General features: G+C 43.8%; 10 protein-coding genes. 6 read left to right on the top strand and 4 right to left on the bottom strand.

From position 1 onward, the window contains the following. The first annotated feature begins 119 nt into the window (after nt 1–119). The 6 genes from DESYODRAFT_RS13170 to DESYODRAFT_RS13145 all read left to right on the top strand — a co-directional run bounded on the left by DESYODRAFT_RS13170 (nt 120) and on the right by DESYODRAFT_RS13145 (nt 9,505). Nucleotides 120–4,112: an acyl-CoA dehydratase activase gene (locus DESYODRAFT_RS13170; RefSeq protein ID WP_007783827.1), complete on the top strand. Its 3,993-nt coding sequence runs from the start codon at nt 120–122 to the stop codon at nt 4,110–4,112. A gap of 19 nt (nt 4,113–4,131) precedes the next feature. Continuing rightward, a complete protein-coding gene (locus DESYODRAFT_RS13165) occupies nt 4,132–5,145 on the top strand; it encodes an ABC transporter substrate-binding protein (RefSeq protein ID WP_242833461.1) in 1,014 nt (337 codons plus the stop codon). After that, complete coding sequence (locus DESYODRAFT_RS13160; RefSeq protein WP_007783823.1) at nt 5,120–5,872, top strand: ABC transporter permease; 753 nt, start codon at nt 5,120–5,122, stop codon at nt 5,870–5,872. Before DESYODRAFT_RS13165 ends, DESYODRAFT_RS13160 begins: the two co-directional genes overlap by 26 nt. 3 nt (nt 5,873–5,875) lie before the next feature. Further along, nucleotides 5,876–6,583 (top strand): ABC transporter ATP-binding protein, encoded by a 708-nt coding sequence (locus DESYODRAFT_RS13155; protein WP_007783821.1) that lies wholly within the window; start codon nt 5,876–5,878, stop codon nt 6,581–6,583. 162 nt (nt 6,584–6,745) lie between these two features. Next, nucleotides 6,746–7,057, top strand: coding sequence for a P-II family nitrogen regulator (locus tag DESYODRAFT_RS13150; protein ID WP_007783820.1), 312 nt, complete (start codon nt 6,746–6,748; stop codon nt 7,055–7,057). Between the two features lie 1,119 nt (nt 7,058–8,176). Continuing rightward, a complete protein-coding gene (locus tag DESYODRAFT_RS13145; protein ID WP_007783818.1) occupies nt 8,177–9,505 on the top strand; it encodes an ArsB/NhaD family transporter in 1,329 nt (442 codons plus the stop codon). Between the two features lie 567 nt (nt 9,506–10,072). On the opposite strand, the gene DESYODRAFT_RS13140 is transcribed toward DESYODRAFT_RS13145, so the two are convergent. From DESYODRAFT_RS13140 to DESYODRAFT_RS13125, 4 genes are all read right to left on the bottom strand, one after another. Then, nucleotides 10,073–10,927, bottom strand: coding sequence for a 3-hydroxyacyl-CoA dehydrogenase family protein (locus tag DESYODRAFT_RS13140; RefSeq protein WP_007783813.1), 855 nt, complete (start codon nt 10,925–10,927; stop codon nt 10,073–10,075). Nucleotides 10,928–11,365: 438 nt separating this feature from the next. After that, on the bottom strand, nt 11,366–14,014 hold the full coding sequence (locus tag DESYODRAFT_RS13135; RefSeq protein ID WP_042339699.1) for a translation factor GTPase family protein: 2,649 nt from the start codon (nt 14,012–14,014) through the stop codon (nt 11,366–11,368). Between the two features lie 183 nt (nt 14,015–14,197). Next, nucleotides 14,198–14,512 (bottom strand): 4Fe-4S dicluster domain-containing protein, encoded by a 315-nt coding sequence (locus tag DESYODRAFT_RS13130; protein ID WP_007783809.1) that lies wholly within the window; start codon nt 14,510–14,512, stop codon nt 14,198–14,200. Continuing rightward, nucleotides 14,496–16,184, bottom strand: a complete 1,689-nt coding sequence (locus tag DESYODRAFT_RS13125) for an adenylyl-sulfate reductase subunit alpha (RefSeq protein ID WP_007783807.1) — start codon at nt 16,182–16,184, stop codon at nt 14,496–14,498. The genes DESYODRAFT_RS13130 and DESYODRAFT_RS13125 overlap by 17 nt, the downstream gene beginning before the upstream one ends. Nucleotides 16,185–16,354 lie beyond the last annotated feature (170 nt).

Raw genomic sequence — 16,354 nt, 5'->3', positions numbered from 1 at the left:
AAGTGTAACCTTGGATACTGTTTTAACTCCTCTCATTTTACTATACTTAGTCTATCCTGTAAATGATATTGATTATCACTTTCATAAAGACTAGGAATGATTAGGAGGAGTTAATACACATGGTTCATTTAGGAATTGATCTAGGAGCCTCCTCTGTAAAGTTGGTTCTTTTAGATAAAAACAAACAACTGTTTTATGATCGCTATGTCTTCCATCAAGGAGATGTAAAAGGAACCCTAAAAAAATTGCTGGCGGAAATGCTGGAAGTTTGCAGTCCGGAGCAGATTGTCTCCTGCGGGGTTACAGGAAATATCAGCGGTCTTCTCCAAAAGTGCCGGAGCCTGCAGGTAATCAACGAGGTAGCCGCAGTGGTGGAAGGAAGCCTGATTCTGCATTCGGAAACGGCATCTATCATCGAGATTGGTGCTCAGACTGCCCGCTTTATTACTGATTTCTCAAAAACCGATAAATCACGGATAAGGTTTTTCATGAACTCAGATTGTTCAGCAGGCACCGGCTCCTTTCTGGAAGAACAGATATTACGCCTAAACCTGAAGCTGGAGAATTATTCAAGCTACATCGAAAAAGCCGTCTCTATACCTAGAATTGCCGGCAGGTGCAGCGTATTTGCCAAAACCGACATCATTCATCATCAACAGGAAGGGGTTCCGATTGAGGACATACTTTTAGGACTAGCCTATGCTGTGGTAAAGAATTATCGGGGAACCGTCATGAAAAAACTTCCTTTGAATAAGCCGGTCTTCTTTGCCGGAGCTGTTACCCGGAATCTTGGTATTATAAAGGCATTGCACTCGGTATTAGGTTTATCGGAAGCCGACCTTCTTGTACATCCGAAAGCGGAAGTTGCAGCGGCTGCCGGTGCTGCAGCGGTGGCCTCCACAGGAAGTGTGCCCCTGGATATATCCGAATTGCTCCAGGAACTAACTGGACGGACTGTGGATTTGCGGGCAGCCCCAAGCACTATGGTACCGCTGGCGGGCTTTGGAAAGCCTGACTACAGAAACAAGCATCGTTGTATAAGCACGAATTTTCAGGAAAAGCCCCTCCAAGCCTACCTGGGAGTGGATGTAGGCTCTACCAGTATCAACCTCATTATCATGGATTTGCAAAAACGGGTGATTACCAGCCGGTATCTAAAAACTTTAGGCAAACCGATAGACGTAGTCCGGGAAGGTTTGCTGGACATTTATAAAGAGCTGGGATCGAATGTGAAAATTCTGGGGGCAGGTGTAACCGGATCCGGCAGGTACCTGATCGGACGTCTGATCGGGGCTGATGTCGTTAAGGATGAGATAACGGCTCAGGCAAGAGCTGCAATGACTTTAAACCCGGAGGTAGATACCATATTCGAAATTGGTGGACAGGATTCTAAATACATTAGAATTGACAACGGAGTTGTCACTGATTTTGAAATGAATAAAATCTGCGCCGCAGGTACCGGCTCTTTCATAGAAGAACAGGCCAAAAAACTACAAATTCCTATTGAAAAACTGGGTGATCTTGCCTTGGCCAGTGAGCATCCTGCCAATCTGGGAGAACGGTGCACCGTTTTCATAGAAAGCAATATTTCCGCAGCTCTTTCACACGGTACCGGTATGGAGGACATTGCTTCAGGATTGTGTTACTCCATTGTGAGAAATTACCTTGACAAGGTTGTCGGTCAAAAGCATATTGGCAACACGATCTTCTTCCAAGGGGGTGTGGGTCACAACCCTGGTGTTGTCAATGCCTTCAAATCAATTCTTGGCAAGGACATCCTCCTTCCCGACCATTTCAGCGTAACCGGTGCTTTAGGTGCCGCCATCCTCACTATGGAGGAGAAGTCTGAAGGACCCACTTTGTTTAAAGGCTTAGCTCTGAAGCGTGAACCCCTTCCCGCTGCTCCTAATGTCAATAATAAAGACGGTGATGCCCCCCATACCCTGAACAGAATGGAAGCCTTATACTTGCAGAACTATGATGGACCAGCAGACAAGACTAAAAAAACAGTAGGAATTCCCAGAGTCTTGTTCTTGCACAAACTGTTTCCCATGTTCAACGTGTTTTTTAAGGAACTGGGTTATAACGTACGTTTATCCGATACCACCGGCGAAGAGGTTATCCGTCTCAGTCAACAGTTTTCGATTGAAGAGACCTGCTATCCGGTGAAGTTGATCCACGGACATGTAGCCTGGTTAGCGGAGCGTGGCGTGGATTATATCTTCCTGCCAGCCTTATATACTATGAAGCACGCTGTTTCCAAGACTCGTCAGGATTACGCTTGTGTCTATATGCAAACATCACCGAAAATCATCGAAAAGACCATGGAACTGAAAAACAAAGGAATTAAGCTGCTCTCCCCCTCTCTATCCTTTAAATTCGGCAAGACTTACATGTTGAAAACCCTCATAGCCCTGGGTAAGGACCTGGGTAAAAACCCGGTACTGACCTTAAGTGCCGCCGCTAAAGGAATGGCCGCCTTTAAAAAATATGAGGAGGACATGGAGGCTGTAGGCACTGAGTTTTCCAGTTCCCTCAAGCCCGGAGAAAAAGCCTTTGTTCTCATCAGCAGACCTTATAATATTGCAGATCCTGCCTTAAATATGAAAATTCCTGAGAAACTGAGAGAAATGGGTTACAAGGTTCTTACATTGTCCATGCTGCCCGCTCATAACCATGATCTTTTCAGCGAATATCCTAATATGTACTGGCCTTTCGGACAGCATATTTTGTCCGGTGCACAAATCGTCAGACAGCACCCTTCTCTCTTCGCAATTTATATTACCAGTCACGGCTGCGGACCGGATACCCTCCTTTCCCAGTACTTCCAGCAGGAAATGCAGGGTAAGCCCTACCTTCACATCGAAGTTGACGAGCACTCTTCAAGTGTTGGAGTCATCACCAGGTTGGAAGCTTTCGTAAGCAGTTTGAAGCAATATCCGGTTCCAGCGGAAAAACTGGAGGATTTAAAGGTTTATTCAGACAAAGTCATTCATCAGGCAGTCAGGACTCCGACTTCCATAGCACAACTCAAGCAGGAAAGTACGGTATATCTCCCCTACCTCTATCCATATTCCGCTATATTGGCCCAGTTGCTTATAAGAGAGGGCACACGTGCCAAAATACTTCCCATGACCTCAGAAACTTCTTTAGCCCGGGGTAGAGCCTTCACTAGGACAAAGGAATATTTCACTCTGACAACGCTTTTAGGGGATGTTTTCACTACCTTGGAGGAGACTCCCCAGCAACATCCCACTGCCTTTCTGATTCCCACGAATGAAGGAACTGAAGCAGAGGGTCAGTATAATCGTCTGCTTCAGATGAAGCTGGAACAGGCAGGTTATCCTGACGTGGAGGTAATCTCACCCTTTATTGAAGATATTCCTTCGAAGGTTCCGGAAAAAGTGCAGCCCTGGCTCATGGGTCTGCTAGCCGGAGATCTGGTTATGGCAGCAACCCCTGAGCAAAGGAGCCATTATCTCAGGGAAGTGCTTTCGTTTATAGGAGGAAGCGAAAATTTGACATTCCGTCATCTGGAAAATCTGGCGGAAAGAATCGTGACCGAAAGGAACCGCGTACCGGCTGAAAAAAGAGTTTATGTTCTAGGAGATCCGGCCATCCTCTTCAATGATTTTATGAACGATCACAGTATCCGCTTTATGGAGCAAAAAGTTGAGATCTTGCACCAGCCCTTAAGTGAATGGCTGTGGTTTATCTGGAAAGATTCCTGTGCACAAGGCAAAAAGACGGGTGCCTACCGAAAAAACCTGGACCTTGCCCGAGATGCCATACAACGGCTGTCCCAGACATTAGGGTCCTATAGTCCTTATGAACAAAACCTTAACACTCTGGTGAAAACAGCAGATGAACACCTGAACTATTTTGCCGGAGCAAACGGAAGGTACAGGCTGGCCAAGCTTAAGGCAGTATCCGGAAGGGTTCAGGGCCTCGTCACTGCTGCTTCCATGTACGATAACACAGGGATAATTTTGAGTATCCTTCAAAAAGACTTGAATAACAGAGATTCGAAGCCCATTTTGGACTTGACCTTTGACGGAAATCAGAGTCAGTCACTTAGCATGAAAATCCAATCCTTCCTATATTACCTATAAACTATGAAGAGGAGTTGTTATGATGAGAAAACTAATTTTGTTAGCAATGAGCATTTTGTTATTAATAGGGATTTTAGCGGGATGCGGAAGTAACTCACAGGAAGTAATCGCTGAAAAAACGGAGAAAACCCAAATCCAAGAAAAATCAGTCCTTAAGGTTGCTGTACCGGATGGCGTTACCGCCCTCAGTATGATCAAAATGATTAAAGAAAAACCTGAGTTGGGTGAAGAAGTGGAAGTTAGTTATGAAATAGTGAAGTCCCCTGATCTCATGGCCTCCAAGGTGATCTCCCAGGAAGCAGACATCGCAGTAGTGCCTACCAATCTGGCCGCCATGCTCTATAGCAAGAACGTGCCTTACAAGTTGGCAGCCTCCACGGTATGGGGGGTTCTATATGTAGTGGGAACTGAAGAGGTAAAGAGCTGGGAGGATTTAAAAGGAAAAGAAATTTACAACATGGGCCGGGGGTTAACTCCGGATGTTATCTTCCGCTACCTGCTTGAGAAAAATGGTTTGAACCCCGAGAAGGATGTTGTACTCCATTATCTGAGCAGCGGTCAGGAATTAGCCCAATCTCTGATTTCAGGCAAAAACAGTCTTTCTGTAATTCCCGAACCCGTTGGATCTCAGGTGCTCCTGCAAAAGCAGGATGCCAAAGTCCTCCTGGACCTCCAAGCGGAATGGGAAAAAGCAAGCGGAATCAATGCCAGCTATCCTCAAGCATCCCTGCTCATCAGTAATAACTTGTCTGACAAACATTCACAGGTAGTGGATAACTTTCTAAAGGAATTAGAGCTGAGTATCCAATGGATCAATCAGAACCCCGGGCAAGCAGGAGCGTATGCAGAAGAGCTCCAAACCGGGATGAAGGCTAAGGTGGTAGAAACAGGGCTGGTCAGGAGCAATATACGGTATGTTGGCGCCAAGGAGGCACGGAGCGCTATTGAAGAATATCTAAAGGTGCTGATGGATTTCTCGCCCGAGACTATAGGAGGAAAGCTTCCCGATGAAAGCTTCTATCTGGCCAAGTAAACTGTATACCCTTGTGGCAGTCCTTAGCCTGGTGATCCTCTGGGCATTGGCAGCGGTTGTCGTGGGGGCGGAAATTCTTCTGCCCTCTCCTTGGACCGTTCTAAAGGATTTGGTTCAACTTCTGCCGTCCAGGGACTTTCTTCAGGCCGTGCTCCATACGGTATCGAGATGCCTGGCAGGTTTTTCAATTGCCTTTTTGGCAGCTTTATTGCTTGGTATACCGGCCGGATTATGGCCTCCTCTGCATTATCTATTGAATCCTCTGGTTATCACGATAAAATCAACTCCTTCAATGTCCATTATTCTGCTGGCTTTAATCTGGCTGGATACTGAACGGGCGACGATTCTGATCGGTCTTCTGGTCATTTTTCCGATTCTTTATGCCAACATAACAACAGGAATACAGAATGTTGACTCCAAGCTGGTAGAAATGTCGAAGATATACCATGTGAAAAAATCCAGAATGGTGCGGGAACTATATCTGCCTTCCATGTTGCCGCACTTGGTTTCAGCCAGTTCCACGGCCTTGGGCTTAAACTTGAAAGTGATCATTACGGCAGAAGTATTTAGTCAGCCAAAAATCTCCATGGGAACAAGCCTGCAGTTGGAGAAGGTTTACTTAAACACGGCGGGTGTCTTTGCGTGGACGCTGGCAGCCATTCTTATATCCGCAATCTTTGATTATGCCCTGGGGCATATTAAAAAAAGAATTGAAAAAGGAACGTGAAACATGTCCTATGCAATCAATGAAGTATCTAAAAACTTTAATCAATTAGAAGTATTAAAGGATTTCAACATGGAAATTGTCGAACACAAAGTAACCTGTATCCTAGGTCCTTCCGGGTGCGGAAAGACCACGCTGTTAAATCTTCTTTCGGGGATTCTGGAATCGGACTCCGGCAGCATTTCCGGTTTCCAAAGCAAAACCATCAGTTATTTGTTCCAGGAACCGAGACTTTTAAGCTGGAAGACAACCGCTCAAAATGTGGAGTACATTTTAAAGGACTGTATGTCAGCTCCCGAACGAAAGGCTATTGTTGAGAAGGTTTTAACAATGGTTCAGTTATGGGAATACAAAGACTATTATACGGATAAGATCAGCGGCGGAATGCAGCAGAGACTGGCAATTGCCCGGGCTTTTGCTTATCCTGCTGAAATCTTGCTCATGGATGAACCCTTTAAATCCTTGGACCTTGAAATCAAGCTTTCCCTGTTCCGATGTTTTCACGACCTTTGGAAACTAGACCAGCGAACAGTAGTGCTTGTGACCCACGACATTCATGATGCCTTGATTTTGGGCGACGAAATTTATATCTTAAGTAAGAAGCCAACGACAGTACGGGAAAAAATAATTAATAATGTGCCGCACAAATGTAGAAACCTCAAAGATAAACAGACGCTCCTTCTGGAAGAGCGTCTATACGGAATGTTGGCTTGATTTCCAGGAAATTATCTTTTTTCTTAGGTTTGAGGTAATATTATGAGGTTTTTGCAGTAGAATCATTTATTAATATTTTTTTGCATCTTGCCAATTGTTTTTTTTGTAATAAAATGAAGTAGTTAAGTTGCTCATATTAATTAAATTAAGGGAGGTTTAGCAGTGGGATTGGAAGGTTACAAACTGATTGTAAGCATTGTAAACAGAGGAAAAGCGGAAAAAATTGTGGATGTTACCCATCGGGCAGGAGCTGAAGGAGGAACTGTTCTTTCCGGACATGGCACTGCTGTTCGATTATTATTAGGGATTAGCATCGAACCTGAAAAAGAAATTGTGTTAACTTTGGTTGAGAAAGATAAAGTCCAGACTGTGTTGGATGCCATTGTGAAAGAAGTGGATTTGAACAAACCCAATAAGGGAATTGCCTTTGTCGTATCCCTTGATCAAGTGGTTGGCATCAACAAAGACTATTGATAAAGATGCCGTTTATATCGGCCAAAAGCAGGAAATAGGTGAAAAGATAACCGGGAGGATTACACAGACTCTGACGGGGCGCTGCCAATCCTCTCGGAAAAATTCCTTTCGGCTTCCTCCCTACCTTCATCGCTCATCAAATTACCCATCAGTTTCTTTCCTTTCAATAAAACATAAAGACGGCCATTAATAGCCGTCTTTTCGCCGAAGAATCATATGTCGATAATACAATCTTTTTAAAATTTTATACAATCATTGAGACGAGTTTAATTTGTCGTTCTGCCATTAATATCTGGGAAGTTAAATGTATAGCAACCTATACATTCTTGTATTCCTTCTATTCTTTCAATAGTTCTATTGACTAATAATTATCATATCATATATGATAGTATTATATGGTTAGATTGGCGAGGAGACTTTCAAAAAAACGGTATTTCAGCAGAAATGTTTTTATTTTTTCACAACCAAGCTTCCAGGGCTTACAAGAGATTGAAAATATACCAGATTCTATACTGAAAAATAGAAACATAACATTAAGACATAATTATCAAGTAATAATGACAATAGGGTATGCCGGAAAAGAATTAGGTGTGTACCAAAAATCAAACATCTGCGGATTGAAAGCAGCCATCATAATTCTACGCTGTTTTTACATAAATTAGCCTAAGCATTGGGGAAAGAAATTATAGTGACATAAACCCGGAGGAGTGGAAACTCATTAGCGGGAGCGTCCGTATCCTGTATAAGCAGGTTTAAAAGGAGTTAACCCACCCAAGCAATCTGATCATTGCCCAAAAGTGAGAATGGTGAATTTTATAATTTATAGGGTAAAAAGTAGGCCGGGTTGTCCGGTTTTGATAAAAAGTTTACTTGTCTATGACGAATGAAACCATCAGCAATGAGCAGACTGGGGTTTAAAATGCGGAACAGTGCCGCTAATTTTACGTTGCAAAATTTACGAAAGAGCCACCGCAATGCTAATGCTAATATCAATATCCGGCGAAGAAGGACAAAGATTTTTTGCGATTATAGTCCTTTATTTCGTTATGACCTTTTACCTCTTTTAGTTCTTCCTACCAATATCTAGCCTTAAAATAAAATAAGAAGGAGGCCACAACAGTGATAAATGTAGAACCGAACGTAGCCAATTGGCAAATTATTGTAGCAGTAGTCATTTTTCTTACTAGTTATGCCCTTATTATTTCGGAAAAAATTAATCGATCCATTATCGCCATGTCCGGCGCGCTCTTGATGGTTATATTTGGCATCGTGGATTTACATGTGGCTTATACGGAACATATTCATTGGGCGACCATCTTTCTGCTCCTCGGCATGATGATTCTGGTGGGTATTGCCAACAAAAGCGGCATCTTTCAATATATTGCAATCAAAACAGCTCAAAGTGCCAATGGAGATCCTATGAAAATATTGATAAGGCTTGCTTTACTGACGGCCGTTGGATCAGCTTTTATTGATCTTGTGACTATGGTTTTATTGATTTCGCCCATCACCATTGCCATTACCCGGATTCTGCATATGAACCCCATCCCTTTCCTCATTACGGAAATTCTAGTCTGCAATATTGGTGGAGCGGCTACCCTGGTAGGAGATCCGCCAAACATTATGATCGGCGTAGCGGCAGATATTTCATTTAATGATTTCCTTATTCATATAACACCAATTATTATCATCATTCTGCTTATCACTATCGCCTATCTAAAATTCTATTTTAAAAACCACCTTCATGCGGAGAAACGATATCAACAGGGACTTATGGACATCGATCCTAACGAATATATTCAAAATATGGCATTGGCTAAAAAATCTGTTTTTGTCTTTGCCCTTACCTTGTTAGGTTTTGTCTTGCATCAATTTCTGCATATGGAACCAGCGGTGGTAGCTTTGTCCGGCGCCACTCTTTTAATGCTCATCGGAACCAAAGAAAGTGATTTAGACGAAGTGTTTCATTCGGTGGAATGGGTAACCATCTTTTTCTTCGCCGGTTTGTTCGTACTGGTGGGGGGGTTAGTTGAAGTAGGCGTTATTAAACAATTGGCATCTTGGATGATAGAAGTTACCGGTGGAAATATAGCGCTTACTTCCTTAGTCATACTATGGGGAGCCGGGTTTGCGTCTGCTTTTGTTGACAATATTCCCTTGGTGGCCACCATGATTCCCATGGTTCAGGATATGGGCACCCAATTGGCTGTGTCACAGACGGAAATCTCCACCATATGGTGGTCCCTTGCCTTAGGAGCTTGTCTGGGCGGCAACGGTACTTTAATTGCTTCTTCGGCGAACCTGATTGTAGCCAGCATAGCGGTTCGGGAAGGAGCCCCCATTTCTTTTACAGATTTTCTAAAAGTAAGCGTTCCGGTGACTTTGATCTCTCTAGTGATAGCTAGCGTCTATATATACTTTGTTTTTATCAAGCTAGGTTTTTCATAAGAATGCCAAGCCAAGTCCTATGGAATAAGCGGCAGCCTTCTGTTGTATTGGTCTGGCATCCTTTCATAACTGCTTTACCTAAAACCAACCCGCTTTCAGGTTTAAAACCTGGAAACGAGTTGGTTTTATCTTTTATTCACCTTAATGCACTGTATCGTAACTGTTTTTTTGTGTTTTGTCAATGGCTCATTTTTATGTACATTGCAATTTTATTAATGCTCAATGCTTTTGAGGTCAATGCTTCTTTCAGAATACCCTGAAAAACCTGGTCAATTGGTTGCATTGGTTGCTCCATAATACGCTTTAACTGTCCTTTTTCTTAGTAGAATGGGATCAAAGGTTCTGTTTGGAAAAGTCTTTGTACAGCATTTTCTCCAGAATACGCAGTAATCCTCCTTGGAGCGGATATTTTATCCAGCGTCCATTAAAAATCTTTATCATGATTCAGGCATCCCTTAGACTACCTTGATTCAAAGGCCGGCGCCATGTTGTTTGCCCTATTGGCGCCGGACAATACTAAGAGACTTATAAGACTAGCAGAACAAACTCGGCATCACAGCCATTAGCTTAGTTACTGTAGTCATAGAAGCCTCTGCCGGTCTTCTTGCCCAAATGTCCGGCCCGTACTTTTTGTCTGAAAGCCAGAGAAGGGCGGTATTTGGAATCGGCAAATTCTTTAAAGAAAAAATCGCAGACTGCTAAAACAACATCTATTCCTACCATATCTGCTAAGGCCAGAGGACCCATGGGCATTCCCGCGCCCAGCTTCATTGCTTTGTCAATTTCTTCTGCTGTAGCAATGCCTTCATAGAATACATTAGCGGCTTCATTCATATAGGGAACCAAGATACGGTTAACGATAAAGCCGGGACTTTCTTTGGCTAGTACTGGCTCTTTGCCTATTTTCTTAGCTAACTCAATGACTGCCTGGGTAACATCATCAGTTGTAACGACACCCGGAATGACTTCAACTAATTTCATGACGGGTACTGGATTAAAGAAATGCATTCCCACGACTCTTTCGGGGCGATTAGTTGCCGCAGCGATCTCTGTAATACTCAGAGCGGAGGTATTGGTGGCTAAAATAGTATCCGTTTTGCAGAGTTCACCAAGCTGCTTTTGAACCTTTTTCTTAATATCAATGTTCTCTACAACAGCCTCGATTACAATATCGACATCGTTCAAATCATGAATATCCGTGCTCTTGATCAGCTTGGCCTTATAATCAGCCACAGCTTCTTCGGTCACTTTACCTTTTTCAACCGCTTTGGCCCAAGCCTTATCTAAACGATTAATTGCCCCCTCCACAATTTCCGGCACAACATCTACTAAAACCACGCTATATCCTGCTTCAATACTGACTTGGGCAATCCCCGCACCCATTGTGCCGGCACCCAATACACCAACTTTTTTTATCTCCATGATTATTCTCCTTTACGTGCGCAGTTGTGCGCTTCATTGATAATTGATTTCTTCATCCTGCATTTATTGTTAAGCTTGTCTTGGTTTCTAAAACCACCTCCTTTAAACCTTCCTCCTTCCTATGAATTTGGACATGCAATAATAAATCCAGATTTCCGATTGTTCGGAATATTCTCCAAAATAAGGTGTTCTGCAAAACAACTCTGTTAAACAAAAATCACATAAAAATACGCTTTGAAGCGGCTTAAGAAGCCGTTTCAAAGCGTATTTTTTTACTGTTGGGACCCTCTGACTATCACTGTAAATTGATTTGGCGACAGTCTCAGGTCAAAGTTTTATAGTTATTAGGATCGTCTAACTTCAATTAGAAATATGTCTTTAAATTGAGACAACATCCATAAGAAAAGACACATCGTCTCGATTTATAGACATGACTTTTTACGGTTCATTATCTTTGTTAACTATTTCTTTCATCTGTTGTTTCGCAGCTGGAGACAATACATCTACAAGGTAATTACGATCTATTCTCTTCATCTCCTGATATTCCCTTTTCATTCGTTCATTAGCCCCGTCGATCTCAATCTTCAGGTCTCTGGCGGATAACAAAGCAGATCCCGCTCCCCTGATAATGAGCTGCTGCAAACCGTCTGAGGTTGCCACGGTGATATTATATTTTTTCTGATTATCATGGGCGAATTTTTCAATATACTGATCCGCCGTTTGTGCTTCCCTGGTAAAGACCATATGGATATTATGATAGTCGATGACTTCCTCGACATGCCCCTGAACACGATAAGCATCAAAGACAACGATAACCCGGCATTTGCGAATCCCCTGATAATTGCTGAGAGTATCCAGCAATTTCATCCTGGCCCCGTCCATATTCTCATCGGCAAGCTCTTTCAGTTCAGGCCAGGCATGGATGATATTATAACCGTCCACAAGGAGATACTCTTCCTTGCTTTCCTTCTGTCTGTCGGCATAGGCAGCCTGTTCATAATAACTGTCCCGGGCTGTTTTGCGTCGTTTCCAGGCAGACTTCTTCCCTTGGTTGGCATAAAAGGTATTGTTGATAATTTGGTCAATCTCCTCTAAACTGATCCACCGCTCCTCTGAGTATGTGGCCTGGTTGAGGACTGCTTCTCCCGACGAGCCTTTTTGCTGAAGATAGCTTTCAACATGCATGTAGTCCTTGACGGCATCCCATTCCACTAAAAAGCCCGTACCATGGGCACAAAATACCGAACCTGTCGGATTTGCCAGGTCTCTTTCCGAATCATAGCCGCTGTTTTCTATGACCTCTTCTGCATTGTGGCATGGCTCGTACCCTTTCAGGCTGCAAAACAACCTGCCGAGCCCTTTGGTGTAGGCCATTACCTCTTTCTGATAATTCCTCATGGTCACAACCGGGGCGCTCCCAACCAGAACCGCCGTTTCGCCATTAGTCTCGGATATTGCGCAGGTGCCATGCATTTTCTCGATATCAGTCATCCCTCTGCCCACCATTTTCTCAGGCAGTTCCAGTTGAAAGGTGTAATAAGGCTCCAACATTATGGACTGGGCCTCTTTTAAACCTTGGCGCACCGCCCGGTAGGTAGCCTCTCTGAAGTCACCGCCTTCCGTATGCTTATTGTGGGCCCGACCTGAGACTAAGGTAATTTTCAGATCGGTAATCGCTGACCCGGTCAGAACCCCTCTATGAACTTTTTCTTCCAGATGGGATAAAATAAGGCGCTGCCAGCTTTTACTTAAGCTATCCTCACTGCATTGCGTTCCAAACTGCAGACCGCTTCCCGGCTCCCACGGCTCTAACAACAGGTGGACCTCCGCATAATGCCGCAAGGGCTCAAAATGCCCTACCCCTTCCACCACATTGGCAATAGTCTCCTTATAAACAATCCTGCCGGCATCAAAGGCCACCTCAATACCGAAACGGCTTTGGATAAGACTCTGCAGAATTTCGATCTGCACCTCTCCCATGATCTGAGCCTGAATTTCCTGCAGCTGTTCATCCCAGACAATCTGAAGTTCCGGTTCCTCTTCTTCGATCTGACGCAGCTTGGGAATCATCACTCTGGGATCACAGCCTTCGGGCAGAATAATTTGATAGGACAGCACAGGCTCCAATACCGGTGCAGCGGAAGCTGCCTCGATCCCTAACCCTTCTCCCGGTCTGGTTTGACTGAGCCCGGTTACAGCGCAGACAGAGCCCGCCTCGATCTCGTTCACTGTCCCGAATTTCTGTCCGGAATAGATACGAATTTGGTTCACTTTCTCTTTCCGGATACCGTTGGTTAAGACATCTTTCACCTTAAGTCTTCCGCCTGTTATTTTCAGGTAGGTAAGGCGGTTCCCTTGCTCATCTCTGGCTATTTTAAATATCTTAGCCCCGAATTCAGGGGGATAGGAAGGTATCATAGCATAGTTCACAAGGCCCTGCATAAATTGCTCGACACCTTCTAATTTTAAGGCGGAACCAAAAAAACAGGGAAAAACCTTGCGCTCTCTGACCGCTTTTTGAATCTGCACCCTTTTAATATGTCCGGTTTCCAGAAAGGCTTCCATCATCATTTCTTCACACATGGCCAGCTGGTCGTAAAAATTGTCCATCTCAGCTTGACCAAATTCAATGCAGCCATCATCCAGCTGTTTTTTCAATTCCTTGATTAGCTTGTCCTTATCTGTCCCAATCTGATCCATCTTATTGACGAATAAAAAGACTGGTATCCGATACATGTGCAGGAGCCGCCATAATGTTTTGGTATGCCCCTGCACCCCATCAGCACCGCTGATCACTAAAATGGCATAATCCAGCACCTGAAGTGTTCTCTCCATTTCAGCCGAAAAATCCACGTGTCCCGGGGTATCCAGTAAAATAATCTGAGTCTCACCTATCTCCAACATGGCCTGCTTGGAGAAAATGGTGATTCCTCTTGCCCTTTCCAGCTCATAGGTATCTAAATATGCATCCTTATTATCCACCCTGCCCAATCTGCCAATTTTGCCGCTCAGATAAAGCATACTCTCCGATAGTGTGGTCTTGCCCGCATCCACATGGGCTAATATGCCAACGACTAGTTTTTTCATCATCTATTTCAATCCTTCTGTTTGTCTGGTCCCGAAAATCATAGTCCATTTAGGCCTGCCCGCCGATTCTTTATTATTATGATACCAGTAAGTTTCCTACTTAACAATTTTCCTATAGAAAAAGAGAAGGCCGGCTATAAACCGACATTCTCTTATCAACAGTCTAATTTGATCCTTTGGCATTTAATACCTATTAGCCTGAGTTCTATCTACCGAAATACAGACATTTTTCCCATCCGGTTTGCATATAAACCAGTGCAACTGATCCTTATCGAGTTTAGTATACAAATATCCCCCTCTGCCGCCCATATCTGCCCCCAAATAATACTTAATCGCTCCGCTGGAACATTCTTTCAGGCAAGAGGTACACCCCCAACACTCTTTTGGATATTTGACATAAGCTTGGCCTGTATCGCCCCTGTCTAAAAGATTGCCTGGGCAGGCATTTACACACTTACCACACCTGATACACAATTGCTGATTAATTTTGATGCTCATACTGCTCATCCTTTTTCACAATTTCCCGAAAAATAATCTCGATGTCTCCATCCTGATATCGTGAATTAACATACTTAAAAAAATGTTCATCATCTTTTTTCGGATAGTCAGCATTCTCATTAAAACAATGCCACCTTGTTTCTCTTCTGGCTATCAGATGCTCTATCACTATCCGGCAGACATATAGTCTATCAATCACCTCATGGATAAACATCAGCTCATGCATATCATTAGCTCTCAGAAAGCTGCACCTATCCAATAATATTTTGATCTGTTCCCGTGCTATGGACAATTTGTTCAAATTCACCATATAACCGGACGATATCCCTCCGGCATATTCATCCATCACTTTTTGCATAGCCTCTTCAATATCTTCTATCCGCAATAAACCGGGCGGATTCTTTAGGAATCGTGAGACATTGTTAAACGCTTCAATAATTTGTTCTCTGTCGATCGGGAAAGGTCTTTTTCTTTCAATATAGGACATTGCCGATAGTGCCGCTATCTCACCTTCAGCAAAACAACCTGTCACGTATTTCTGAGGACTGCCGCCCGCAACATCTCCGGCGGCATATAGTCCTGCCAGAGTAGCAGCTCTTTTTGTATCTACCCAATAACCGCTTGCCGCATGCCCGCCAACAATATACGGTTCCGTACCTTCAATCTCTACATTTTCCACCGCCGGACCCTGCCCGCGCTCAATCCAGCGCAAGGTCTGAGCCGGTGCCATGTTTAGATAAGCCTTGTAAAGCTCCTCCTGGGTCTCCATGGACATTCCTTTAGTTTCCAGATAACAAGGCCCTCTCCCTTCCATGTTTTCCCTAACGGTTGAGTACATGCGGTTGGGGGTTGACGGCACTCCGTAGTTCCTTTCGTATACTTCCCCCTTACCATTGATCTGCGAAGCACCCGCTCCCTGAGCAATCGTCCCGGTCGGAGCAATGGTATCCTTACACCTTAGAGCAATAAAACGCATTTCCATAGTCGTCATTTCAGCTCCGGCCCGGATGCCCATGGCATAACCGGCACCGGTGTTGAATGGTGAATACCACATCTTATGCCGTGAAAAACCCGGGTTATTCGGACGGTACAATCCTGCGGCACCCCCCGCAGCACAAATAACCGCTTTGGCTTGAATTGTGTAAAAAATCTTGTCTTTGACGGAAAATCCATAAGCGCCAATTACCCGGTTGTCCTGAATAACGTAATCAAACACATTTACTTGGTTAAGCACCTGAATAGTTTTCGTTTGCTCAACAGCCTTGGCCAGAAGCGGCTTGATATTTTCTCCATTGATTTTGATATTTCTCCGGCCACGGGCGATGTAATCACCATTCGAGTCCTTTTGGATTACCAACCCCATAGTTTCCACTTTACGCGTAACTTCATTTAGCCTCTTGGCGATAGAAAAGACGAGATCTTCCCGAATTAAGCCTTCCGCATCATTGCGTACATATTCCAGATAGCTTTCTGGGGTTTCCCCATTAATGATATACGCATTTAGGGCGTTAACCCCCGCTGCAAGGCAACCGCTGCGTTTAATATTGGCCTTTTCGGCTATAATGACCTGGCAGCCGGACTTATTAGCAATCGTCAAAGCCGCAAAACATCCGGCTGTTCCGCCGCCGATAATCAGAATGTCCGTATTTAATAGCTTCAGTTCTAAGTTCATTAAATAGTTCACCAGCTTTCACATCAAATAATAAGTAATCTATTCCTATGGGTTTAGTTGTATTTTAACGCAAAATTTTAAGGAGTATTCTCCTTATTGTATATAAATCCTATCGACTTTTAATGAATTATAACAAAGACTCTTTTGTCAGGTCAAATACATTTACTGGT

Origin of the sequence: Desulfosporosinus youngiae DSM 17734, from assembly GCF_000244895.1 — a bacterium.
GTDB classification, from domain to species: Bacteria; Bacillota; Desulfitobacteriia; order Desulfitobacteriales; family Desulfitobacteriaceae; genus Desulfosporosinus; species Desulfosporosinus youngiae.
This window is presented reverse-complemented; position numbering and strand designations above follow the sequence as displayed.

Coding starts and splice junctions, on each gene's coding strand:
- DESYODRAFT_RS13140 (WP_007783813.1), bottom strand. CDS start 10,927: ATGGAGATAAAAAAAGTTGGTGTATTGGGTGCCGGCACAATGGGTGCG.
- DESYODRAFT_RS13165 (WP_242833461.1), top strand. CDS start 4,132: ATGATGAGAAAACTAATTTTGTTAGCAATGAGCATTTTGTTATTAATA.
- DESYODRAFT_RS13125 (WP_007783807.1), bottom strand. CDS start 16,184: ATGAACTTAGAACTGAAGCTATTAAATACGGACATTCTGATTATCGGC.
- DESYODRAFT_RS13130 (WP_007783809.1), bottom strand. CDS start 14,512: ATGAGCATCAAAATTAATCAGCAATTGTGTATCAGGTGTGGTAAGTGT.
- DESYODRAFT_RS13160 (WP_007783823.1), top strand. CDS start 5,120: ATGAAAGCTTCTATCTGGCCAAGTAAACTGTATACCCTTGTGGCAGTC.
- DESYODRAFT_RS13135 (WP_042339699.1), bottom strand. CDS start 14,014: ATGAAAAAACTAGTCGTTGGCATATTAGCCCATGTGGATGCGGGCAAG.
- DESYODRAFT_RS13170 (WP_007783827.1), top strand. CDS start 120: ATGGTTCATTTAGGAATTGATCTAGGAGCCTCCTCTGTAAAGTTGGTT.
- DESYODRAFT_RS13155 (WP_007783821.1), top strand. CDS start 5,876: ATGTCCTATGCAATCAATGAAGTATCTAAAAACTTTAATCAATTAGAA.